Here is a 23911-nt window from a genome sequence, read left to right on the forward strand (position 1 = left end):
GTGACTTTCCGTTGAGGGCTGCGATGCCTAATCTGCGCAGCCATCAAGAAGGGTCCGGTCGGGGACCCGACAGGGAAATTCGGAAACAACCATTGGGCGTGAACCTTCTCAGGCTGGCGACGGCCGTGCTCCTGCTTGCATTGCCCTATGGCGCGCTCGCCGAGGAAAATGTCAAGCGGCCGAAGGCTGTCGTGGAGCTCTTTACAAGCCAGGGCTGCAATTCGTGTCCGCCAGCGGACGAGACGCTAAGTCGCCTTGCGCTAGCCGGTGACGTGGTGGCTCTGGCCTACCACGTCGACTACTGGGACTATCTCGGTTGGCGCGACACGCTCGCCAGCGCCGACAACACCGCGCGCCAGCAGGAATACAACCGCGCCTTCGGGAACCGCTCAGTCTACACGCCCCAGGCGGTCGTCAACGGCCGCCAGCAGATGAATGGCGCCAAGCGCGGCAAGGTCGAGGCGGCCATAGAGCGCATGTCGGGTACCGCGGAAGGCATGGTCGTTGACGTCAAGGTCTCCTACAGCGGCGATTCGGTCATCATCGAGACCGGCGAATTGCCGCGTTCGGTCGACGAAGCACATGTCGTGCTGGTCTATTTCAATGCGGCGAGCGAGGTGGAAATCACCCGCGGCGAAAATCGCGGCCGCAACTTCACTTATCTGAACGCCGTGTCGGGCTTTCACTCGGCAGGCATGTGGCACGGCAAGAAGGCGCGGTTCGAATTGCCGATGAGCGAAGTCGCCAAGAAGGGCGCCGGCGGCTGCGCCGTGCTCGTGCAGGAGATGGTGTCGGGTGGACTACCCGGCCCGATCCTGGGCGCCGCGATCGTTACCCGTCCCCCAAACTGGTGAAGACACCGTCAGACGGTTCCCGTAAAAACAAAAACCGGCACTGGGACCAGCGCCGGTGATTGCTTGCTTTGGGATCGTCGTGCCCTTGACGTCCGGGCGTTCACCCGGAGTTGGTTCGATCCGACCTTGCCCCGTGGGCGGGGGCTTGGGGTTACAGGGCCTTGCCGGACCGAACCGTCTCAGGCAACAGGTGGATGGTCGCCACACAATGGGGCGTCAGCTTGGATAAAATGCGGCGACAATAAGGCGAGCCATCACCAATCACGACACGCCGTGGCACTTTGTGATGCAATGTGACGGAACTTTTTCGACTTCACATCGAACCCTGACGTGACCCGCGCTGGGCAACGGGGCTTGCATTTCCGGTCTGGAAGCGCGACCTTCGTATTGTCGTCGAACTGTCACGAAAGGCCACTGCATGACCGATCACGGCACCGGAGCGGAGGGTAAGGACGATTCCGCAATATTGATCCCGCTCCACGAAAGGCGGCGCGAGCGGGATGAGCTTCCGGTAACCTTTCATCGGCGAGAGCTCGATCAGATCCTGAAAATCTACGGCACCATGGTCGCGGCAGGCGAATGGCGCGACTACGCCATCGACCATCTGCGGGACCGTGCAGTGTTCTCGGTCTTTCGGCGCACCAGCGAAGTGCCGCTCTACCAGATCGTCAAGACGCCGGCGCTGGCGCGACGACAGGGCGCCTTTTCGGTGGTCGCCGCGAGCGGGATGATCCTCAAGCGCGGACATGAACTCGGCCGCGTTCTTGCCGTTTTCGACAAGCCGCTGAAGCTGGTGGGTACCTGAACGCCTAATGACCGGGCGCGTCGTCGTCGGTGTCGGCCTCGTTGCCGCCCGCCGGCTCGATCGCGGCAATCCAGCGGTTGATTTCGGCATGCGCCGCGGTATCCGAAGCCTCTGCCGTCACATGGGCCTGCTGGCGCAGGGCCAGTCGCATCGCGACGCGGCCGAGGCGCGTGCGCGGCAGACCATAGCTAGTCGGTTCGTCGGCACGTGAAACCGCCTCCAGCACCCGCGTCTTTTCGGCGACGGCTTCCGTCGATCCGAAACGGACGAGCATCTGCTGGAAGGCTTCATGCAACGCGGCGTCGAACGGGCGGTCTTCGCCCATCGCGCCGATCACGGGATTGCCGGGATGAAGCGAGCCGAGCGGCAGCAACCCTTTCGGTATCGGCGTGTTTGCCGAGTGCGTGCGACCGGTGGCGAGCAGTTTGGGTAGCAGGTGGGTGTGGGGTCCGGGCGGGGAGACGCCGCCCGTGTCCGGCCCTCCGATCTTCTGATAAACCTCGACGCGACCGATATTGGTGATCGCCACGCGGTGCGGATGGGCCGCGAGGATGGCCGGCATCGCCGGATTGCCGGGTTCGAACAGCGAGCGCCCTTCGGCCTGCCGCAAGGTTTCGAGCAGCGCCGGATCGGCAGTCCTGATGCAGAAATCGCATTGCGGCAGCGAAAGCCCCATGTCGAACAGTACGCCATCGCGGTCCTGCGGCCGCACAGCGTCGGTGTCAGGCCCTAGCTCGGTGAGAACGGTGCGGGCGGTGCGGCGTGCCGCGTGTTCCGGCAAACACAATGCGACCGCCTGCGTCCAGCGATGGGCACGCGGGCTCAGGGTTTCGTAGGCGATGGGCACGATCTCGGCGACACCGTCGGCATTGATGCGGATACCGCCTCTCGATGTAGCTCTGGCAAGGCCGGCTGCGTCGTCAACCTGCGGCTTTTCCCCTTCGTCGTGATGGAACTCGGCGATCGCGCCGAACGTGCCCATGCTCCAGCCGGAGCGCCAGTCGCAAAGATGTTCGGCAAGGAGTTGCGGCAGCTGCGTCATTGTCTTCGCCTCGTCATTCGGCCAGATCGAGCGGGTGGACGACGAGGCCGCCGCCGTCTTCGCCCAGATAGGCCTGGATGCCATATACGTCGCGCAGACGCGCGGCGGTGAGAACGTCCCGCGGCGGGCCATCGGCGACGATCGATCCGTCGGCCAAGAGAACCAGCCGTGAACACCAGCGTGCGGCGAGTCCAAGGTCGTGCAGGCACGCGATGACGCTCCGTCCCTCCTTGGCGAGCCCGGCAAACACGCGCATCAGCGTGATCTGGTGCGCGGGATCGAGCCCGGCCGTCGGCTCGTCGGCCAGCATCAAGGGCGCCTCCTGCGCCAGCGCGCGGGCGATCAGCACGCGCGCCTTCTCACCGCCTGAAAGCTCGGTGGCGCGGCGGGTTGCGAAGTCTTCGACATCCATACGCCGCATAGCCTCACGTACCGCCGCTTCGTCCGCCGCGCCGGGACGGGCGAAAGGCGGCAGGTGGGGCGCGCGGCCGAGGCCGACAAGACGCTCGACGGTTACCGGCCAGGCGATCTCGCGCTCCTGCGGCAGGTAGGAGACGAGCCTGGCGCGTTGCGCCGCGCTCATCGATGCTGCAGCCTGGCCGCCAAGCTCGATATTGCCTTGGGACGGCGTCAAGCCGAGGATGGTGCGCAGCAGGGTCGACTTTCCGGCCCCGTTGGGCCCGATAAGGCCGACGAATTCACCTTCCTCGACCGTTAGTGCCACGTCGCGCAGCACGGTCTTGCCGCCGAGTTCCGCCGACAGACTGGAAAGGGAAAGCAGCGTCACAGCATCCGCCTCCGGGTGCGCCAGACGAGCCACAGGAAGAACGGCGCGCCGACGATGGCGGTCAGCACGCCGAGCTTTAGGTCACGGCCGGGCGCGATCAGGCGGACGAGTATGTCTGCTGCAAGAAGCACTGCAGCTCCACCCAGTGCGCTGGCTGGCAGCAGGCGGGATGGCACGGCACCAACCAGCGGCCGCAGCACGTGGGGCACCACAAGTCCAATGAAGCCGATCGCGCCGGCGATCGCGGTAGCGGCGCCGACAGAAGCCGCCGTGCCGAACACGGCGAGGAACTGGACCCGGCGCATGTCGACACCCATGCTGGCGGCGGCATCCGAGCCCAGCGTGAGAACGTCGAGCGGCCGCGCCAGCATGCCAAGCATCACCCAGCCCGCCACCATGAAGGGCGCCGACAGCCACAGATGGGTCATCGAGCGGTCGGTGAGCGAGCCCAGCATCCAGAATACGATTTCGGTAGCGGCGAAGGGGTTGGGCGACAGGTTTAGCACCAGCGATGTCATTGCGCCGGCAAAGGCCGAAATCGCGACGCCTGCCAGGATGATGGTGAGCGTACCGCCGCGCTCGCCGGCCATGACGCGCAGCAGCAGCACGGCCAGCACGGCGCCCGCCAGGGCTGCAAGCGGCAGGCCGAGCGGAAAGGCAACCGAGATACCGGTGTAGATGGCGACGACGGCGCCCAGAGAGGCCGAAGCGCTGATGCCGAGCAGGCCAGGCTCCGCAAGCGGGTTGCGCAGATAGCCCTGCAGTACCGCGCCGGACAGGCCGAGGGTCGCGCCGATCATCAACCCCAGCAGCGCGCGGGGGAGGCGTATCTCACGCATCACCAGGGTCAACAGGTCGGCGTCGCCGGAGACAAGCGCCCTGATGCTCTCCCCGAAGCCGACATCCGCCGGTCCGGTGGTCAGCGAGACGAAAAACAGCGCAAGCGTTGCCGCCGCAAGCGCGCCAAGCACCGCCGCATAGCTGATGCGATCGCTCATCGCGCGGCCTCTGCATGGGCATTCGCCGCATCGCGCAGGAGTCGCGCCGCCTCGAGCGTGAAGGGCGCGCCGCATATCCAGTAGCGGTCGGGAATGCGCACCAGCCGGTCCTGCGAGGCGATCGCTGTGAAGGCGGGATGCCGGAAATTCTCATGGGCGAGGGCCGGCCGGTCGTAAGTACGTTCGCCGAGCACGACCAGATCCGGGTTGGAAAGCACGAGCTGTTCGAGCGGAAGGCGCTGGACGCCGACGATGCCGAGCCGGTCGGCGATGCTTTGCAGGCCTGCAGCCTCAATCACGGCGTTGGACAACGAGCCGTCGCCGGACGTGTAGCTGTTGGCGGAGTAGAGAGCGACTGAAAGTGGCGGTGTCGGCTCACTTGCCAGTTCCGCCAGCCCGGCATCGAGCTCCCCTATCAATTCATCCGCGCGCTGCTGCCGCCCAAGCAACTCGCCCATGCGGCGTATGTTGGCCCGCACGCCCTCGAACGTGCCTTCGGGGGCGAATTCCTCGACCCGAAAGCCCAGGCGCCGCAACATGTCGATGGTTGCCCGCGTGGTGAAAGTGCCGGCAATCACCAGGTCCGGCTGCATCAGGAAGATTTCCTCGCCGAGCCCGTGATTGACGACATAGCGTCCCGCCTCGTCGGCCAGCACGGACACGCCCGGATCGCCGGCAAGGTGCGAAACGGAATGGAGCTGCCCCTCCGCGGCCAGCAGCATGGCGAGCTGATCCGTGCAGACATTCATCGAGACGACACGGCTTGGTGCGCCGTCGGTCGCCCACGCCGGCGAGATCCCCGCAGCAATTGTCAGGGAAACGGCAAGTATGGCGCGGGCGATGAACACGACGCGTTTCCCGATCAGAATTGCCGGGTCAGGCTCAGATTGACCGTCCGGCCCAGCGCGCGGTAGCCCGCAACCGTCTCGTACGTCTCGTCGAACAGGTTCTCGACCGAGAACTTCATCGTCGACTTTTCATCGAAGCGATAGCTGGCGGACAGATCGACCGTAACATAGTCCGGCGCCCTGGTGGTGTTGGCCACGTTCGAGTGCCTGGAAGCGACGTAGAGCACCTTGGCCGACAGGTCGAGCCTGTCGGTGGCGGCAAAGTTCAGCTCCGCGCCCGCCTTGAAGCGATCGCGGTTCGGGATATGGAGCCCGTTATCGAGATTGACCGGATCGCGCACGTCGAGGGTCACCTTGCCGCTCCAGCGCTCGTCGAAAGCGTGCCAGACCGATGCTTCGAAGCCGGTGATGCGCGCACGCGCGACATTGAACGGGATATAGGTCGGCGGCATGGAGGCGATCGCGTCACGCAGCCACGTCTGGTAGAAAACGAGATCGACGCTGGTATCGGCGTTCGGCTGCCAGGCTAGCCCGACCTCGTAGGTCTGCGACTTCTCCGGGCGCAGGTCCGGATTGGAATAGCCAGGGTAATAAAGGTCGTTGAAGGTCGGGGCGCGGAAGCCCGTACCATAGGATGCGCGGCCGACGAGGCCCGGCACGAACTCGTAACTGGCGCCGATATTGTAGGTGGTCGCATCACCGAACTGCTCGTTGTAGTCGTGGCGGATGCCGCTATCGACGGTAAGCGCGCCATAGTCGAGCGAGTATTGGGCGAAACCGGCTGCAAGCGTGCGGCCCGTGACGGCTAGCGGCAAGGTGGTGTCGACGCTTTCGCGATAGACCTCGAAGCCGCCAAGCAGCGTGTGGTCGACCAGTCCAGTCGTGAAGCTCTTTTCTGTCGATGCAAGAACGCCATAGCGGGTTGTGTCAAATTCGTCCTCGCCAGGCACGCCGTCACGGAAATTCGTGCTCAGGTCCACGCCGCTCGAAAATTCAACCGTCGACGACCAGTCGTCGGTGTGGTCGAAGGTTGTACCGGCCTTGCCAGCGAAAGTCGTGGTGTCGACCTCGTTGAAGCCGGGCGCGGTGGCGTCATACTGGCTGCGGCCACGCGAGAAGAGACCGTCGGCATAGAGCCGGCCCCAGTCGAACTGCTTCGACAGCGAGAAATTGAACGAGCCCTGCATGAACCCGTCATCATCGGGTTCGTGCCCCCAGGTCGTCGGCAGGGTGAAGTCGTAGCCACGCGTGCCAAGGATGCCGCCGCCGACCGAATATTCGAGGCCGTCCACCTCGCCACGAAGGTCTGCGGATAGCTGCGCGCCCCAGGGATGGCTGACGCCCGCCGTCACGCTGCCGCAGAAATTGCGGCCGTCACCGCAGGCACCGCCGCGCTTGGTGATGACGTTGATGACGCCGCCCATCGCATCGGCGCCGTATTGCGACGAATGCGGCCCCTTGGCGATCTCGATACGCTCGATCGCCGACAGAGGAATATTGAAAAGCGAGCTGGTGCCGCTTGTTGCCGCTGCGGTGCGGACGCCATTGACCAGCACCAGCGTCTGGGTCGAGGACATGCCGCGAAGTTGCACGTTGGACGAAGCGCCCTGGCCACCGTAGCTGGTTATCGAAACGCCGGTGTAGCGCTTGAGCAGAGAGGGCAGGTCGGCGGCCGCCGAGCTTGCTATCTCGGCCTCGTCGACAACCGTCACCGACGACGTCGAACGGATCAGCGGCGTCTCGCGCCGCAGCGGCGTCGTCACCACGATCCTGTCCAGAAGTGTTGCGTCTTCGTCGGTGCCAGGTGCTGTCTGCGCCTGTGCCGTCCCACATGCGAGCGCCAGCGCGCTTGCCGTCAAAATCCACTGTCTCATGTCTGTCCCCGCTTCCAGGCAAGGGCGCTACGCGCCCCGGTTTCATCAGAACCGCAGACGGTTTCAGGCTTGAGGCTTATGACGGGCGAATGCACATCGAACCCCGGCCGTTTCCGGCATGCGGCAACTTTCGATGTCACCGCGACGGACGACCGCGCTAGGACACACCCCGTATCCTGGCTTGGGTGACTGGAACGGCAGGTCTCCTGGCTCCCGTGTCATCGCCTCCTTCCACCTTCCCGGCCGATCGAGGCCAGTGGCATGTCCGGTAGTTGGCTCAACGGTTACAGTTGCGGGGGCAGCCGCGGCATTGGCCCGCAAAGGCCGCACCGCGTTCCCATTTTCATCCGCCTCGCGGCGGAACCAGTTCCAAGATCGTGCTATCGCGTGCGAAGCCGCTCGTCAACGCAGTTGGATGCCGTTGGATCAACGGGTGTTGCCGACCCTGATCGCTTCGAGGATCCGCTGGGCGGCCTTGCCGTCCCCGTAGGGGTTGCTGATTTCGCTGACACGCCGGTAGGCATCGGGAGAATCGAGAAGCTTCTCCGCCTCGCGCACGATGACGTCGGGATCGGTTCCGACCAAACGTGCGGTGCCGGCTGCCACCGCTTCCGGCCTCTCGGTCACATCTCGGGTGACGAGCACAGGCTTGCCGAGCGACGGCGCTTCCTCCTGGATGCCGCCGGAATCGGTGATGATGAGGTGCGACCGACGCATCAGGTAGATAAACGGCAGATATTCCAGTGGATCGATCAGGAAGACGTCGTCTACGCCGGACAGGGTCTCGCGCGCGGCCTGCTGTACGTTCTCGTTCAGATGGACCGGATAGACGACCTGCACGTCGCCGCGTCGCGCCAGTCTTGCGAGCGCCTCGCACATGCGGCGCAGGCCGCCGCCGAAGTTTTCGCGGCGATGCCCGGTCACAAGCAGGAGACGTTTGGCCGGATCGAGATAGGTGAAATCCGAGGCGATCGCATTTTGCCTCGCCGCGTCGCCCTCGATCAGATCGGAGGCCATCAGCAACGCGTCGATGACGGTGTTGCCGGTAACGGCGATGCGCGAACCGTCGATCCGTTCGTCGAGCAAGGCCTGGCGCGCCTGCGGCGTCGGGGCGAAGAGCCAGCGTCCGACCACGTCGATGACGCTGCGGTTCATCTCCTCCGGCCACGGGCGCATGATGTCGCGCGTACGCAGACCCGCTTCGACATGGCCTACCGGCACCTGATGGTAGAAGGCCGCCAGCGCCGCCGCCATGGCCGTGGTCGTATCGCCATGGACCAGAACGACGTCCGGCCTGTGCTCGCGGATCACCTTTTCCATGCCCTGCAGCACACGCACGGTGATGTCGGTGAGTGACTGGCCGGGCGTCATGATGTCGAGATCGATGTCAGGCTCGATCCCGAAGATGCCGAGCACCTGATCCAGCATCGTGCGATGCTGCCCGGTCACGCAGACGAGGGTCTCGAAAGCGGAATCGGCGCGAAACGCCGCCACGACGGGCGCCATTTTGATGGCTTCCGGGCGGGTTCCGAATACGATTGCTACCTTCAAGTGCTGCTCCGCCTTTCTAGCGCCGTATCATCAGGCAGCGGGCTGCTCGGCGGATGGGTCGTCTCCGGTCGCGCCGCCGGTCTCGCTTGCCGTGAAGAAGGCGGATGCCTTCGGCACGGACCCCCTGAACGCGATCCTGCCCTTGCGCATCACGACGGCCCGTGTGCAGAGCGCGGACAGGACGGCGGTTGAATGGGAGGCCACCACGATGATGCCGCCGGACGCTGTGAACGCTTCCAGCCGCTTTTCCGCTTTCGAATGGAAACGCTTGTCGCCGGCCCCGATGACCTCGTCTATGAGGAGAATGTCGGCCTCCAGCGCGGTCATGAAGGCGAAGCCAAAGCGGGCACGCATGCCGGCGGAATAAGTGCCGACCGGCAGATCGAAGAAGTCGCCCAGCTCGGTGAATTCGACGATGTCCTCGACGACGTCGGGGATCCGCTTCGGGTCGAGCTGGTGGAGAGCGGCAAGCCGCTGGACGTTTTCCAGGCCGGTCAATCTCAGGTCGATGCCGGCGACGGGGGCGGGGTCAGGGGCTAAGAGACCGCGTCGCCCACACAGCCGGGATTTCATGTCGCCACCGCAGGTCATCGTCGCATCCGCGCACCCCTACATGCCGGAGATGCGGCTGGGTACCTCCTATCTCGCCGAGGCGCTTGCCAACCGTGGCTGGGACGTCCTTTACCTCGACCAGCCAACCTCGCTGCTCCATCTCGTGCACCCGAGATCGAGCGGCATCGCTCGCAGGAAGCTGAGAAGCGCGGCCGAAACGGCGCGCGGCCGCGAGCAGGTGTTCGCCACGCCGGCCGGCGGCAGCGTCAGGCTCCTGAGCGTCGCGGCTTGGTGGCCACATGTGAACGTTCCCGTTTTTCGCAATGCGTTCATCCTCGATCGCTGGTGGCGCCATACCTACCCTTCGATCACGCGCTACGTGGCGGCCAGCGGCTTCTCGGACGCGCGGGCCCTGCTGTTCGACAGTCCCTATTTCCATTCGCTGGGCGGCGCACTGGGGGTGCCGACGGTCTATCGCTACGCCGATCGCATCCAGTGCTTTCCCGAGGTGACGCCGGCTCTGGTGGAGAAGCAGCAGGAGGTGTTCCGCGACGCCGCGCTTGTCGTGCACACGTCCAAGGCGCTGCTCGACGATCTGGGTGGTCGCGAGGGCAAGACGCTTTACCTGCCCAACGGCGTCGACATCGACCGGTTTTACGGCTCGTGGGACGAGCCGGAGGAGTTGCGGGGCATCGCCGGGCCGAGGATCATCTACGCCGGCACGATCGGGCCATGGTTCGACTGGACAGCATTGCTGGCGGCCGCGCAGGCCTCTCCTGATCTGCAATTCGTGCTGCTGGGTAAAGTCACGACCGATCTGCCGCAGGCCTTGCCGGGCAACGTCCATCTGCTTGGCGCGGTGCCTTTCGCACGGATCCCATCGTTCCTCGCCAACTGCCAGGCGGGTATAATTCCGTTCGACGTTTCCGCCATGCCGGAACTGGTGAACGCGATAAATCCGCTCAAGCTCTATGAATACTGCGCCGCCGGCCTGCCGGTGGTGAGTTATGCATCAGCCGAGATCGAGGCGGCCGCCGGCCACGTGCGGCTTTACCGGACGCCCGGCGAATTCGCGGAAGGTGTCAAAGCGGTACTCGCCGAGGAAACCGCGCCGGCACGCGAAGCGCGTCGCGCATGGGCGGACGGAACGTCCTGGCGACGGCGTGGCGAAGAGCTGGAGCGCGCTATTCTGGCGCTGTGAGGGCCTCGCTTGCGGCCAGGCGATCGATCGCAACATCGTCACGCTCGAGCACCACGTCGAAAAGCGGCTTTGCGCGCGAAAGCAGCGGAAAACGGTTCGGCTGTGACGGCTCGACCAGAACCGTTACGAGCCCCTGCCGCCGCGCCTTGTGAAGCATGGCTGCGGCCTCGACGGTAGCGGCTGGATCGCGCAGCGTGAAGACGTGGTGCCAGCCGGGCTGGCGAGCCAGTTCATCGGTGTCGATGACGAGATGGGTCGGCTCCAGCGTTCTCCAGTCGCCATCCCACCGGTCATAGGCGAGGCAGGCATCCTTGACTGCGCCGCCCCACCTCGTGGCGATGTCGGGTCCGATCACGCCTACGAGGCGCAGCAGATCGGCACTGGTCCCGTGCAAGGTCGCTTGCCGGATGATCCTGGTGCCGACAGGCGATTCCTCGACCCGCTTGCGCAAGAGGTCGGAACCCGACGCGCCCAGCATATCGTAAAATTCGTCAGGCCGCTTTGGCAGGGCAGGCGCGTGCGCCTGCATAGGGCGCATCGCCTGCCTGATCTGGCGCAGCAACTGCGGAATGCCGCCGATCCGGCGGTTCTTGGCGAAAGCAACGAAGGCGTTGCCGAGGCGGTAGCTGTGGGAGACGCGCAACTGCGTGTTCTCGGTGGCGAGTTGGCGATTGACCTTTTCCAGCTCCCGGAGATAGCCGCCGATTTCCCGCATGCCGTTGTCGGAGCTCATCAATACAACGTCCTTCAGCGCTACCGCCGTGCGCGCATCGCCCGAACGGGCCGCATTGCGACCGGATACCGGTCCCGCGCGAAGGCAGGGGAGTTCCTTGCATCCTCGGGATGCTCTCTCTAGAGAGGCTGATGTCGCAGACATTCCTAGCGAAATCAAGAAGGCTCCCATGAAGGTCCTGGTCTACGCCAGCGTCGGACTCAACCTCATCGACGGCTCGACCATATGGGTCCAGAGCATCGTGGAAATCCTGTCGCAACAGCTCGGTTGCGAGGTGATCGTGCTCAGTCGCGACCCTCTGGCCGGCAAGGGCGTCTTGCCGGCGCTCGAGCGGCTCGAGAATGTGCGCATCGTCTGCTACGGCGACTTCGAGGCAATCGCTGCGGAACATCCGAACCCCGGCGACAGCGCCGGAATCGCGAAGATCGTCGAGCATATCGACCAGCAGGAAGGTCTGGACCGGGTCGTAGTGCGCGACATGGAAACCGCGCAGGCGCTCGTGCGCGTCGGTGGCCTGCGTGCGCGGGTCTGGGCTTATCTACTGGAAAGCCCGTCGCTCGATCTTGACGATGACCGTTCTGCACTGGCGGAACTGACGGAGAAAGCCGGAGGGCTTCTGGTCCAGTCCGATACGCAGCGGGGCCTTCTGGAAGCGGTCTTCAACGGCGCGGCAAACAAGGTGTCGGTCCTGCCGCCGATGGTGAAGCCGGTGGCGACCGAGGGGCGCCCCGCCGCATCGGGCCGCCAGCCCGTGCGCCTTGTCTATTCCGGCAAATATTCGGCCGACTGGAACGTAGAGGCATTCTTCGACATTCCGACCGCATGCCGGGCAGCCGGGCTGGAAGCCACCGTGTCGATGATCGGCGACAAGGTCCACAACGAAAAGGACGATCCGGGCTTTCGTGCCCGCATCTTGGAAAAGTTCAAGTCGACGCCAGGCATCACTTGGCACGGTGCGATGGATCGCGAGGTCGCGATGCGGGAATCCGCAGGCCACGATCTCGGCCTCTGCTGGCGTACCGACGCGCTCAACGATTCCCTTGAAATCTCGACGAAGTTCCTGGAATTCGCGAGCGTCGGCGTGCCCTCCGTCGTCAACAGGACCGCCGCCTACGAGGCACTCCTGGGCGCCGACTATGCCTATTTCGCCGAGACTATGGGCGATGTGATTTCAGCCGTGCGTGGCGTTGCCACCGATCCGGGCCGGCACGACGCGATGCGGCAGCGCTGCCTGGACCTTGCCGCAGCCTTTACCTACGAGGCCGCCGCGCAGCGCCTGCGTAAAGCTTTGCTGCTCGAAAGGCCGCGCCGCGCCGTCGGCCAGGCAAAGCCGAAGGTGATCGTCGCCTCGCATGATTTCAAGTTCATCGACACCGCGCTGAAACGGCTCGCGGAGGCCGGCGACTGCGACATCCTGCGCGATCACTGGTATTCGGCCTCGACCCATGACGAAGCCTACAGCCGCTCGCTGCTGCGCGATGCCGACATCATCTTCTGCGAGTGGTGCGTGGGTCAGGCGGTATGGTACAGCCGCAACAAGCAACCGCACCAGAAGCTCTATGTGCGGCTTCACCGCTTCGAGGCGTTCAGGCCGTTTCCACGCGAGGTGGTCGGCGACGCGCTCGACGGCGTCATTGTCGTCAGCGACCATTTCCGCGACATCTGCGTGCGGGAATTCGGCTGGAGCGGCGAGCGGATCAGCGTGCTGCCGCAATATTGCCTGGCCGATCAGCTTCGGCGTGACAAGAATCCCGGCGCGGAAAAGACGCTCGGTTTCGTCGGCATCAATGGCTATCACCACAAGCGTTTCGACCGAGCCCTCGACATCCTGCGTACCGTTCGCCGCAGCGATCCGGAGTTCCGCATGCGCGTGCGTTCCGCAATGCCGTGGGAGTTCGAGTGGATCTGGAAGGACAACGCTCCTGAGCGCGAGGCTTTCGAAACGCTTTTCCGTCGGCTGAATGCCGATCAGGATCTGCGGGACGCGGTGATTTTCGACCGGCCGGGCGCCAACATGGCCGAATGGTATCGCAATGTCGGGTTCATCCTGTCGACGTCTGAAAGCGAGGGCTGCCACACCTCGGTCGCGGAAGGCATCTGTTCCGGAGCGGTGCCGATCGTCATCGACTGGCCCGGCGCGCGGTCGGTCTACGGCGACGCGGCGGTCTTCGAGACCGTCGAGGACATGGCGCGCGCCATTCTGGCTGTCGATGCCGGCGCGCGCGCGGGGATGACCGCGATGCAGGAGACGGGTGCGCGCGATTTCGACATCGCCCGTACGGTTGACCATCTGGCGGGATGGTTTCGCGGCTGACGGGCCGCCGTCAGTCCCGTTGGTTGCGGCGTGACAACGCGCTTTCCCATGAAAGCGCATGTCCGACGATCGTGTCGAGATCGTCATAGGCCGGCTTCCAGCCGAATTCAGCACGGGCAAGGCTGGAATCGGCGACGACGGCCGCGGCGTCGCCCGGCCGGCGTGGGCCCATCTCCACGGTAAAATCCTCGCCGGAAACGCGACGCACCGCGTTGATGACTTCCAGCACGGAATAGCCGTGGTTGTAGCCACAATTGGCGATGAGGTTGCCGCCCCCGGACCGCAAGCGCTGCAGCGCCAGAAGATGCGCAGCCGCCAGATCCGACACATGGATATAATCGCGCACGCAGGTGCCATCCGGGGTCGGGTAGTCGTCGCCAAAGACGGTCAGTGCCGGCCGCTTGCCGAGCGCGGTTTCGCTGGCGACCTTGATGAGATGGGTGGCGCCGGGCGTCGACTGGCCCGTGCGTCCGCGCGGGTCCGCGCCCGAGACGTTGAAGTAGCGCAGCGCAGTGTAGGTGAAATCATGTGCGACGGCAGCGTCCCGCAACATCAGTTCGCTCATCAGCTTGGAGGTGCCGTAGGGCGATTCAGGCGCAAGTGTTGCGTCCTCGCGCACCGGCTCCAGGCCGGCTGCGCCATAGACGGCCGCGGTCGACGAAAAGATGAAGTGCTTGACCCCGCCGCGAACGGCAGCTTCGAGCAGGTTGCGGGTTTTGCAGGTATTGTTGGCGTAGTAGCCGAGCGGGTCGCTCACGGATTCGGGAACCACGATCGAGCCCGCGAAGTGGATGATGGCGTCGACGGCATGGGTTTCGATCAGCGACGCGACCAGTTCCTGGTCACCAATATCGCCGACCACCAGCTCCGCTTCCGGGGCCACGGCCCATCGAAAGCCGGTTGAGAGGCGGTCGAGAACGACCACTTCCTCGCCCGCATCGACCAGCGCCCAGACCATGTGGCTGCCGATATAGCCGGCACCGCCCGTCACCAAGACTGCCATTCGTTCAATCCTCGCCCACAGGGCTTCCACGCGCCATCGATGTCGCCGCCATGCAAATGCGGCCGGCCCGTTATGACAACACCCGATTTCGGCTGAGTTAACGGCGCATCAGAAACCGCTGATATGCGGCAGCCAGGTCGAAACGGCCGGCACGAAAGTCAGGATTAGTAACACGATGACATGAGCGATGAAGAAAGGCGGCATTTCGCCGACAAGCTCGGTCACGCGCAGCTTGACGGCGGATGAAACCACGAACAGCAGGCTTCCGACCGGCGGCGTGATAAGCCCAAGCGTCAGGTTCACGATAACGACGATGGCGAAATGGACCGGGTCGATGCCGAGCGAATGGGCGATCGGCGCGAGAATCGGCACCAGCACCATGACCCCGGGCAGCGGATCCATGAAGAGGCCGAAGGCGAGGAGCAGAACGTTGATCGCAAGCAGGAAGACGATCGGGCTCAGTTCCCAGCTCACGATGACCGCCGCAAGGGTCTGCGGCACGCTCTGGATTATGAGCACCCATGCAAAGGCGCGCGCCGCTGCGAGGATGATGAGGACGGCGATGCTGACGAGGGCCGCGCGATAGATGATGTCCGGCAGATGACGCAGCTTGAGCGAGCGATAGACGAACATGCCGCAGAGCAGGGCATAGAAGACCGCGACGACGGACGCTTCAGTGGGAGTGAAGATGCCGGTGCGGATGCCGCCGATGATGATGACGATCAGGAAGAGTGCGGGCAGCGCGTAGAGCGTGGTGCGAAGCATTTCGCGTGCGCCCGGCCGTGGCTCCGTGCTGCGGTAGCCGCGTTTGCGGCAGATGTACCAGTTGGCCGCGCACAGCATGAGCATGATGAGAAGACCGGGCAGGATGCCGGCCATGAACAGCGCGCCGACGGACACCTCCTCCACCTGCATGGCATAGAGGATCATGATGATGGAGGGCGGGATGATCGGCCCGATCACGGCTGCCGAGGCGGTGAGTGCGCCGGCATAGGACTTGTCGTAGCCGCCCTTTTCCATCATGCGCACCATCATGGCGCCGGGACCCGCGGCATCGGCCAGCGCCGAGCCGGAAATGCCTGCGAACATGGTCGAGGACAGCACGTTTGCGTAGCCGAGGCCGCCGCGCAGGTGGCCTACGAACTGCGAGGCGAAGCGCAGCAGGATGGTGGTCATCGCACCGCCGGACATCAGTTCGGCCGCGAGGATGAAGAACGGCACTGCCATCAGCGGGAAGCTGTCGAGGCCGGAGAACATCTCCTTGACCACGACGATCAGCGGGTAGCTTGAGCCGAAATAGACGGCGAGCGCTGCGGCAATCGCCATCGAGAAGGCGACCGGCACGCCGATGACGAGAAGCACGAAGAAAGAGCAGAAGAGGATCGCGATCATCCGGCGGCCCCCTCCGTCGGAACATTATCGGTCGGCAGATCCTCGCCGAGAATGTAGCTGCGCGCGATCAGCAGGAAATGCGCGATCATCAGGGCGAAGCCGATCGGCATGGCGGCATAGATATAGCTGAATGGAATGCGGGTTGCCGGCGTGAGCTGGCGGCCCATGCGGTTCATGTATTCGTAGCCGATCCACATCATGGCGACGAAAAAGCAGATCAGCAGCAGGCCGATGAATGCGCGCAGGGCGCGCTGGGGCCGGGTACCCAGGAAGTCATGCAGGTTGGTGATGGCGACATGCCCGCCGATGCGCAGCGACAGGCCCGCCCCGAGGAATGTCATCCAGATCATCAGATAGCGGGCGACTTCCTCGGCCCAGGTGATCGAGAAGTTCGAGAGATAGCGCAGCGAGACGTTGGCGAAGACGATCGACGACATCGCCGCCAGCAGCAGCACCACTACCCATTTGTTGATTGCAACGAAGATACGCTCGAAAGTGTGCATCGGCTCCCCTCCCAAAGGCCGGCGCGGATGGCCCGCGCCGGTCAGCCTGTCACGGTCGGTGGCGACCTATTTCGTCGCGATGATCCGGTCGATCAGTTCCTTGCCGTAGGTGCCGTAATACTGCTCGTAGGCGCTGCCGAGCGCGTTCTGGAACATCGCCTTCTGCTCGGTGCTCAGCTCTCCGACGTCCATTCCGGCTTCCTTGAGCTGCGCGACGCCGGAGGTCTCGACGTCGTCGACGAAGCCGCGCATGGCGGTCACGGCTTCGGACGCCGCGTTGCGGAAGATCTCCTGGTCCTCTTCCGACATGCCGTCCCAGAGCTGCTTGGAGACGAGCAGCATCGCCGGCGAATAGACGTGGCCCGACAGCGTCAGGTACTTCTGCACTTCCGACAGCTTGGCGGACGTGATGACCGACAGCGGGTTCTCCTGGCCGTCGATGGTGCCCTGCTGCAGCGCGCCGATCACCTCCGGCCATGCCATCGGGGTGGGAGCCGCGCCCAGCGCCTCGAAGGCGGTGATGTGGGTCGGGTTTTCCATCGTGCGCAGTTTCAGGCCGGCGACGTCGGCAGGCCCTGCAATGGCGTTGCGGTTGTTGGTGATGTGGCGGAAGCCCTGCTCGCCCCAGGCAAGTGCGACGAGGCCGACATCGTCGAACTTGGCCAGGATTTCCTGGCCGATCGGGCCGTCGAGCACGGCGCGGGCGTGGGCAAGGTCACGGAACAGGAACGGGATGTCGAAGACGCCGGTCTCCGGCACGAAGTTCGACAGCGTGCCGGACGAGACGATGGTCGCCTCTACGGTGCCGAGCTGCACGCCCTCGATGACCTCGCGCTCGCCGCCGAGGCCGGAGGAGGGGAAGTGGCGGAACACGTAGCGGCCATCTGTCTCGGCCTCGACGACCTCCTGCCACTTCTCGGCAGCCACGCCGTAATGCGACGTCGTCGCCAGAGCGTAGCCGAGCTTTACCTCCTGCTGCGCGTAGGCGGCGCCTGAGAAGCCGAAAACGGCCATACCGAGCGCCATGGCGGCGGGCGCAAAATGTCTGGTGAATAGGGTCATTGCCTCTTCTCTCCCTGATATGCGGGCTATGCCGCCAAGAAACCTCGACCGTTGGCTTTTCACGGTACGGTGATGGCTTATGCCAGCTTAGCAACCGAGGTTCAACGTGCTGCGAACAGTGCTTTAAGCCTTTCGACCTCGGAGGGCTGCCAGCCTTCGGGTGCGGTTACCTGCATCCACGCGTCGATATAATGTTCGGGGGCATAGACATGGCCGTAGCCCATCGGCGTGGTGGTCGCGAGGCTCATGTCGAGCGCGAGCTGCAGCAGCGTCACTATCGGATACCAGCGCAGCTCGGTCGATACGTCAGGCCCGCGTGGCCCGCGCATCCATGCAGGCTCCCGATAGACCGAAGCGGGATCGAAGAAGGTGACGGGGTCGCTGGCATATTGCAGATAGACGATGCGGATCGGCCCCCACTGCGCGCCGGGTCGCTGCTGTTGCATGCCGTTCTGGTTGGCGAACCGGATCGCGGAACCGTCTCGGAAGCGCGGCAGCCAGGCGGGCGATTGCGGGTCTCGTCCAGCCGTTGCAGCACGCCACGTCACACTGGGAAACGGGGGCCGCTCCAGAGCGCGCCCTGGAAGGGATCTCCGACGATATCGAAGATGTTGAAGGACAGGTCGGAATTGAGCGCACCGAGGCTCAATCCATGCAGGTAGAGCTTCGGGCGGGCATCGGTCGGCAGGCTGGTCCAGTAATCATAGACGACGTTGAAGAGCGCGCGTGCGGTATCCGCGCCGTAACCGGGTTCGATCAGCAGCGACAACCAGCTTGTCAGGTAGGAATACTGCACCGCCACGCTCGCGACGTCGCCGCGATGCAGATATTCGAGCATGTCCATGGCTGCCGGATCGATCCAGCCGGTGCCGGTGGGCGTTACGATGACGAGCGCGGAGCGCTCGAACGCACCGGTGCGTTTCAACTCCTCGAGCGCGAGAGTTGCCCGCTCCTCGACCGTGTCGGCCGAGTTGAGGCCGACAAACACCCGGATCGGCTCCAACGCTGCACTGCCAGTGAATGTCGCCAGGTCGGTGGCGTTCGGACCGGTCGAGACGAACAGACGCCCGGCGCGCCCCAGTTCCTCCCAGCCGATGGGCGAAGCGGCGCTACCGGTCTTGAGCGGGTCGGCAGGCGGCGCAATATCGCTTTCGATCAGTGCGTCCAGTCGCTGGAACGAGCTGTCGGCGAGACGTAAGCCATAGCGCAGCATCACGCCGTCGGCCACCGACCAGAACAGCAGGATCGCCACGGCCGCACCAAGCACGTTGGCGACACGGCGCGGGATGTAGCGCTTCAGCCATTCGGAGACGATATGGAGCGTCAGCTTGAAGAGCCGCGCCAGCATCACGATGACGATGAAGACGGCGAGCGCGATCACACCGACTTCCAACGGGCGCGAGCCTTCCACCGGCTCAAGGCCCATCAGGGCATGGATCGAATTCTGCCAGTCGGACGCGCGCCACAGGAAAGCAAACGCGGTCGCGAGCGACAGCACCGTGGCAACGGCCTTGACGATGAGCTCGACATGCGGCGCCGGTGAAGGCAGCTCCAGATAACCCCAGAGCCAGCGCGCAAAGACACCGATGCCGTAGCCTGCGGCAAAGGAAACGCCCGACAATACACCTTGAAGCGCGTAGTCCCGTGGCAGCAGGCTGGGCGTAAGGGATGCGGCGAAGAAGAGCGTGCCGAGCAGGAGGCCCACGGTGCAGAACGAGGCTACCAAAGCGAGTAATTGGCCCTGGAGCGCGGCAACTACGGTTCGTCTGTCGGTGTCCGGCGCAGTCATGCGACCATTTAAACGCCGGGGGCGCTGTTTCCTAGAATAATCGGCGGAGGTCGATGTCGCAGGGTGGCCCGGCTCAGGCGTGCTGGAGCTGGTAATAATCCATGTACCAGTCCACGAAGGCGTTGATGCCGTTCTCTAACGACGTTCGCGGTGCGAAGCCCACAGCCGCTGCAAGATCTTCGACATCGGCATAGGTCGCGTGGACGTCGCCAGGCTGCATCGGCAGCATGCGTTTGACGGCGCGCTGGCCAACGGCATTTTCGATGACGGCTATGAAGCGTTCGAGCGGCACCGGCGTATGATTGCCGATATTGTAGACGCGGTGTGGCGCAGGTCTCGTGCCTGAAGCATCTCGCGCCGGCTGAGGCGGCCGGCCGACGAGGGCTACAATGGCGTCGACGACGTCGTCGACATAGGTGAAGTCGCGTTCCATCCGGCCTTCGTTGAAGACGTCTATCGGCTCTCCCGCCGCGATCTTGCTGGTGAAGGAGAAATAGGCCATGTCCGGCCTCCCCATGGCCCGTAGACCGTGAAAAAGCGCAGGCCGGTGGCTGGAATCGCGAACAGGTGCGAATAGGCATGCGCCATGAGCTCGTTGGCGCGTTTCGTCGCTCCGTACAGCGAAACCGGATGGTCCGCCTTGTCCGCCTCGGAGAAGGGCAGTTTGGTGTTGGCGCCATAGACCGAGCTCGACGATGCGTAGATCAGGTGCTCGACCGGATGTTCGCGGCAGGCTTCCAGCACGTTGAGAAAGCCGGTCAGGTTGGCGCTGGCATAGGCTTGCGGGTTGGTCAGCGAATAACGAACGCCGGCCTGGGCCGCCAGATGAATGACGGCATCGGGCTTGAACGCCGCCATTTCCCGCATCAGGCCGGCTGAATCGGCGATGTCGATCCTGGCAAAGGCGAAGCCGGGACGGACGAGGCGATCCAGCCGCGCCTGCTTGAGCGAGACGTCGTAATAGTCGTTGAGATTGTCGATGCCGAGCACCTGAACGCCGGTGTCGAGCAGCCGGCGCGCAACATGGAACCCGATGAAGCCGGCCGCGCCGGTGACGAGGATGCGTCGGCCGCGTAGCGCCGCCGACTGTATGCCGGCATTCATTCGGCCGCGATCCCCATTCCTTCGCCGATTTGACCATATGGTGCCATATCGGTGGGGCGGCCGATGCCGACATAGGTGAAGCCATGTCGCTGTACCTCATCGGGCGGATAGACGTTGCGCAGGTCCACCAGCACGGGCGTGTGCAGCAGGGTCCGCAGCCGCGCGAGGTCGAGCGCGCGGAAGGCTTCCCATTCGGTGACGATGACGATCGCATCGGCGCCGTCCGCACAGCTATAGGCATCGGCGAAATAGGTGACGTCGGACAGGAGTTCTCGCGCCTGGCTTTCACCTTCGGGGTCGTGCGCGTGCACGATCGCGCCCCCATCCTGCAAGGCGCGGATGATCGAGAGGGACGGCGCCTCGCGCATGTCGTCGGTGTTGGGCTTGAAGGTAAGGCCCAGTACGGCGATTCGCTTGCCGCGCACCGAGCCGCCGCATGCAGCAACCACCTTGCGCGCCATCGCCCGCTTGCGCTGGTCGTTGACAGCAACGACTGCCTCCACGACGCGCATCGCGACGCCATGGTCGTTGGCGCTCTTGACCAAGGCGAGCGTGTCCTTGGGGAAACACGAGCCGCCATAGCCCGGCCCGGCATGGAGGAATTTCGGCCCGATGCGCTTGTCCAGACCGATGCCGCGCGCCACGTCCGACACATTGGCGCCGACCTGCTCGCAGAGATCGGCAATCTCGTTGATGAAGGTGATCTTGGTGGCCAGAAACGCGTTGGCTGCGTATTTTGTTACCTCCGCCGTCGGTCGTGACACGAAAACGAGTGGTGCTGCATTGAGGTAGAGCGGTCGGTAGACCTCGCCCATGACTGCCCGGGCGCGCGCATCGTCGGTGCCGATGACAATCCTGTCCGGCCGCTTGAAATCGTCGATGGCCGCGCCTTCGCGCAGGAATTCGGGATTGGAGACAACCGCGATCGAGGCTTCGGGGCGGAGTTCGCGGACGATCCGCTCGATCTCGTCGCCGGTGCCGACGGGCACCGTCGACTTGGTTGCAATGACGCCGTTTTCCGCCATCAGCGGCACGATCTCGCGCACCGCGGCGTAGATGAACGATAGGTCGGCGAATCCGTCGCCGCGCCGCGACGGTGTGCCGACGGCCAGAAAGACCACGTCGGCGCCGGGAACGGCCGATGACGCGTCGGCCGTGAAGGACAGCCGACCGGCGCGTACGTTGCGCTCGACGAGGTCCGCCAGGCCCGGTTCAAAGATCGGAATGCGCGCCTGTCGCAGCGCGGCGATCTTGCTTTCGTCCTTGTCGACGCAGATGACGTTGTGGCCGAAATCGGAAAAGCAGGCTCCGGAGACGAGGCCGACATACCCCGCGCCGATCATCACGATCTGCATCCATTCCCTCCTGGCGTCTCCACCGGGCAAAACCCGGCGCGGCAGTCGTCGCTCAGTCAGCCATCCGAACCGAGCGACAGACAAGCCGACCATCCTGATGCGTCAGGTGATTAAAGCGGCAACGGATCAGCCTTCCGCATGATGCCTTCAGGCGATAGTCGATGCGGACGAAACTTCGATGACAGGCGAAGCCGGCGCACGGGTTCCGCGCGCCGGCTCGCAGGAAACGAATGGGAAATGTGTGTCGAGGCCGAGGGTTGGCCCCGAAACAAGGGGTTGCGCCGGGTCAGCCTTCGACGGCTGGCGCCGCGCTTGCCCGGCTTTCGTGCCAGCCGAGAAGGCGCCGTTCGGCAGCGCCCAGCGCGACGTAGAGCAGGTAGCCGATCAGCGAAAGCAGTATGACAGCGACGAGTACGAGCGCGACATCCGCGGTTTCCTGGCCGAGGCTGAGCAGATAGCCCAGGCCGGCGCGCGCACCCATCAGTTCGCCGATCACCGCGGCCGTGACGGCGAGCGTGACACCGACCTTCATGCCGGCGAAGAGGAGCGGCAGCGCCTGGGGGAGCTCTATGCGCCACAGGCGCTGGAATGCGTTCATCTTGAGGATGCGGGCAAGCGCTCCGTAGTTCGGATCGATCGAGCGCAGCGCGCTCAGCATGTTCGACAGAACCGGGAAGAAGCTGACGATGGCGACAAGCACGATCTTGGGCGTCGCGCCGAGGCCGAGCCACAGCAGCAAAAGCGGCGCGATCGCAATCTTGGGCGCTGTCTGGATGAAGATGATCAGCGGGTTGAGGACCACTTCCACCATCGGGAAGCGCGTGAACAGGACCGCCGCGGCCACGCCCACCACCGTCCCGATGACGAAACCGACGACGATTTCCATCACCGTCACCGGCACGTGGCCAAACAGGCCTGCCTGCGTCGTCAGGAACCAGAATTTCTCGGCCAGTTCCAACGGTGAGGGAACCAGGTAGGAAGGCACGTCGAACAACGCGACCAGGCCCCACCAGGCAAGGATGAAGCCTGCAAGCGACAGCAGCGTTCGGATCATGACGTGTTCCTCAGAAGGAGGACCCCGGCGAGCCGGGGTCCGGTTCGCGGATCAGAGTTCGGACGGCTTTTCGACGACGAGGTCGGCAGCGTCGAACTTCTCGGGGATCGCCTCATATTCGAGAGCGGTGTCGATGGTCGTCTGCCAGGATTCGAGATTGCCATAGCCGAAGCCGTTGGCTCTGGTGTCGTCGCTCTGCCACAGCGTCTTGACGAACACCTCGTTGATGATCTCGGTGACGATCTCTTCCTGGCCGGCGAAGGTCGGCGAATATTCCTTGATGGCCATCGCGACCTCGGCGGCGACGTCACCTTCGACGATGTGCTTAAGCGCCTTGTCGAGGGCGGCGATGAAGGCCTTCACCTGCCCGGTGTTGGACGCGAGATAGCTTTCGGAGGTGACGAGCACGTTGCCCTTGGAAGGCAGGTAGTCGTCGGATGCGATCATGCCGACATCGACCCCTTCGGCCTGCAGGGCGTAGTAGCGCAGCATGGAGAAGACGATGGCGTCGACCTGGTCGGACTTGAGCGCGTCGAGGATCGCGCCGGTGCCGACGATCTCGACGTTCACGTCGTCGATCGACTTGCCTGCCTGCGCCATCATCACCTGAAGCTGGATGTAGTTCGGGCTGCCGTAGCTGGTTACGGCGACCTTCTTGCCTTCGAGGTCGGCGGGCGATTCGATGCCGCTAGACGTCTTGAAGAGCACGGCGCCGATGCCGCGCTGATAGGTCGAATGAACAACCTTGACCGGCAGGCCGTTGGCGCGGGCGGAAATCACCGCGTCGCCGTTGGGGAAGCCGAACTGGACGTTGCCGGCCGCGATGTTGTTGAGGATGTCGGCGGCGTTTGCATAAAGGAACTCGACCTCGAGGCCCGCTTCCTTGAAGTAGCCATAGTGGTCCGCGACGAACATCGGCAGGTAGTAAGGCACTGCCGCGCCGTCGATCTGGATCGTCACCTTCTCCTGGGCCTGCGCGGCGCCGAGGCCGAGCGCAAGCCCGGCGGCGACGAGCGCGCCCCTTGCGAATGCGTTGATTGTCGAAAACAGTTTCATTTCAATTCTCCTCTGGTCCTTTGCATTCAAGCTT

Annotated in this window: 19 protein-coding genes, 2 pseudogenes and 1 riboswitch; of the genes and pseudogenes, 4 read left to right on the forward strand and 17 right to left on the reverse strand. The window is 64.3% G+C overall.

Going from position 1 to position 23911, the window contains the following annotated elements; genetic code table 11:
- Positions 1 to 98 precede the first annotated feature (98 nt).
- Positions 99 to 854, forward strand: coding sequence for a DUF1223 domain-containing protein (locus HK436_RS09495; RefSeq protein ID WP_312860578.1), 756 nt, complete (start codon positions 99 to 101; stop codon positions 852 to 854).
- Between the two features lie 418 nt (positions 855 to 1272).
- Complete coding sequence (locus HK436_RS09500) at positions 1273 to 1659, forward strand: DUF2794 domain-containing protein (RefSeq protein ID WP_173189137.1); 387 nt, start codon at positions 1273 to 1275, stop codon at positions 1657 to 1659.
- Positions 1660 to 1663: 4 nt separating this feature from the next.
- Here the strand turns inward: HK436_RS09500 and HK436_RS09505 are convergent, their stop codons facing one another.
- From HK436_RS09505 to HK436_RS09535, 7 genes are all read right to left on the reverse strand, one after another.
- On the reverse strand, positions 1664 to 2701 hold the full coding sequence (locus HK436_RS09505; RefSeq protein ID WP_173189138.1) for a DUF6925 family protein: 1038 nt from the start codon (positions 2699 to 2701) through the stop codon (positions 1664 to 1666).
- 13 nt (positions 2702 to 2714) lie between these two features.
- Complete coding sequence (locus tag HK436_RS09510) at positions 2715 to 3488, reverse strand: ABC transporter ATP-binding protein (RefSeq protein ID WP_173189140.1); 774 nt, start codon at positions 3486 to 3488, stop codon at positions 2715 to 2717.
- On the reverse strand, positions 3485 to 4486 hold the full coding sequence (locus HK436_RS09515; protein ID WP_173189142.1) for a FecCD family ABC transporter permease: 1002 nt from the start codon (positions 4484 to 4486) through the stop codon (positions 3485 to 3487). The genes HK436_RS09510 and HK436_RS09515 overlap by 4 nt, the downstream gene beginning before the upstream one ends.
- Positions 4483 to 5328 (reverse strand): ABC transporter substrate-binding protein, encoded by an 846-nt coding sequence (locus HK436_RS09520; RefSeq protein WP_173190070.1) that lies wholly within the window; start codon positions 5326 to 5328, stop codon positions 4483 to 4485. Before HK436_RS09520 ends, HK436_RS09515 begins: the two co-directional genes overlap by 4 nt.
- 20 nt (positions 5329 to 5348) lie before the next feature.
- Positions 5349 to 7208, reverse strand: a complete 1860-nt coding sequence (locus HK436_RS09525) for a TonB-dependent receptor domain-containing protein (protein WP_173189144.1) — start codon at positions 7206 to 7208, stop codon at positions 5349 to 5351.
- A gap of 179 nt (positions 7209 to 7387) precedes the next feature.
- A riboswitch (cobalamin riboswitch) is annotated at positions 7388 to 7591 on the reverse strand.
- Positions 7592 to 7634: 43 nt separating this feature from the next.
- Positions 7635 to 8759: a non-hydrolyzing UDP-N-acetylglucosamine 2-epimerase gene (wecB, locus tag HK436_RS09530; protein ID WP_173189146.1), complete on the reverse strand. Its 1125-nt coding sequence runs from the start codon at positions 8757 to 8759 to the stop codon at positions 7635 to 7637.
- A 30-nt stretch (positions 8760 to 8789) separates the two neighbouring features.
- On the reverse strand, positions 8790 to 9350 hold the full coding sequence (locus tag HK436_RS09535; protein WP_173189148.1) for an ABC transporter ATP-binding protein: 561 nt from the start codon (positions 9348 to 9350) through the stop codon (positions 8790 to 8792).
- On the opposite strand from HK436_RS09535, the gene HK436_RS09540 reads away from it, so the two are divergent.
- Positions 9331 to 10512, forward strand: coding sequence for a glycosyltransferase family protein (locus tag HK436_RS09540; RefSeq protein ID WP_173189150.1), 1182 nt, complete (start codon positions 9331 to 9333; stop codon positions 10510 to 10512). The two genes, HK436_RS09535 and HK436_RS09540, sit on opposite strands and share 20 nt — an antisense overlap.
- On the opposite strand, the gene HK436_RS09545 is transcribed toward HK436_RS09540, so the two are convergent.
- A complete protein-coding gene (locus HK436_RS09545; RefSeq protein WP_173189152.1) occupies positions 10496 to 11245 on the reverse strand; it encodes a hypothetical protein in 750 nt (249 codons plus the stop codon). The two genes, HK436_RS09540 and HK436_RS09545, sit on opposite strands and share 17 nt — an antisense overlap.
- 169 nt (positions 11246 to 11414) lie before the next feature.
- On the opposite strand from HK436_RS09545, the gene HK436_RS09550 reads away from it, so the two are divergent.
- Positions 11415 to 13559 carry a glycosyltransferase family protein gene (locus HK436_RS09550; protein ID WP_173189154.1) on the forward strand — a complete coding sequence of 715 codons (2145 nt, stop codon included), beginning with the start codon at positions 11415 to 11417 and terminating at the stop codon, positions 13557 to 13559.
- Between the two features lie 10 nt (positions 13560 to 13569).
- Here the strand turns inward: HK436_RS09550 and galE are convergent, their stop codons facing one another.
- The 9 genes and pseudogenes from galE to HK436_RS09595 all read right to left on the reverse strand — a co-directional run bounded on the left by galE (position 13570) and on the right by HK436_RS09595 (position 23877).
- Positions 13570 to 14562 (reverse strand): UDP-glucose 4-epimerase GalE, encoded by a 993-nt coding sequence (gene galE / locus HK436_RS09555; protein WP_173189156.1) that lies wholly within the window; start codon positions 14560 to 14562, stop codon positions 13570 to 13572.
- Between the two features lie 108 nt (positions 14563 to 14670).
- Complete coding sequence (locus tag HK436_RS09560) at positions 14671 to 15954, reverse strand: TRAP transporter large permease (protein ID WP_173189158.1); 1284 nt, start codon at positions 15952 to 15954, stop codon at positions 14671 to 14673.
- The gene (locus tag HK436_RS09565; protein WP_173189160.1) at positions 15951 to 16457 is read right to left on the reverse strand and encodes a TRAP transporter small permease; all 507 of its coding nucleotides are present in this window, start codon (positions 16455 to 16457) and stop codon (positions 15951 to 15953) included. Before HK436_RS09565 ends, HK436_RS09560 begins: the two co-directional genes overlap by 4 nt.
- Positions 16458 to 16523: 66 nt before the next feature.
- Positions 16524 to 17519: a TRAP transporter substrate-binding protein gene (locus tag HK436_RS09570; protein WP_173189162.1), complete on the reverse strand. Its 996-nt coding sequence runs from the start codon at positions 17517 to 17519 to the stop codon at positions 16524 to 16526.
- A gap of 101 nt (positions 17520 to 17620) precedes the next feature.
- Positions 17621 to 19245: pseudogene (locus tag HK436_RS09575) on the reverse strand (alpha/beta hydrolase).
- Positions 19246 to 19381: 136 nt separating this feature from the next.
- Positions 19382 to 20412: pseudogene (locus tag HK436_RS09580) on the reverse strand (NAD-dependent epimerase).
- Positions 20409 to 21767 carry a UDP-glucose dehydrogenase family protein gene (locus tag HK436_RS09585; RefSeq protein WP_173189164.1) on the reverse strand — a complete coding sequence of 453 codons (1359 nt, stop codon included), beginning with the start codon at positions 21765 to 21767 and terminating at the stop codon, positions 20409 to 20411. The pseudogene HK436_RS09580 and the gene HK436_RS09585 overlap by 4 nt, the downstream one beginning before the upstream one ends.
- A 286-nt stretch (positions 21768 to 22053) precedes the next feature.
- A complete protein-coding gene (locus HK436_RS09590; RefSeq protein ID WP_173189166.1) occupies positions 22054 to 22821 on the reverse strand; it encodes an ABC transporter permease in 768 nt (255 codons plus the stop codon).
- A gap of 51 nt (positions 22822 to 22872) precedes the next feature.
- Positions 22873 to 23877: an ABC transporter substrate-binding protein gene (locus HK436_RS09595; protein ID WP_173189168.1), complete on the reverse strand. Its 1005-nt coding sequence runs from the start codon at positions 23875 to 23877 to the stop codon at positions 22873 to 22875.
- Between the last annotated feature and the right edge of the window lie 34 nt (positions 23878 to 23911).

The sequence above is a fragment of the Neoaquamicrobium sediminum genome, from assembly GCF_013240295.1.
GTDB lineage: Bacteria > Pseudomonadota > Alphaproteobacteria > Rhizobiales > Rhizobiaceae > Aerobium > Aerobium sediminum.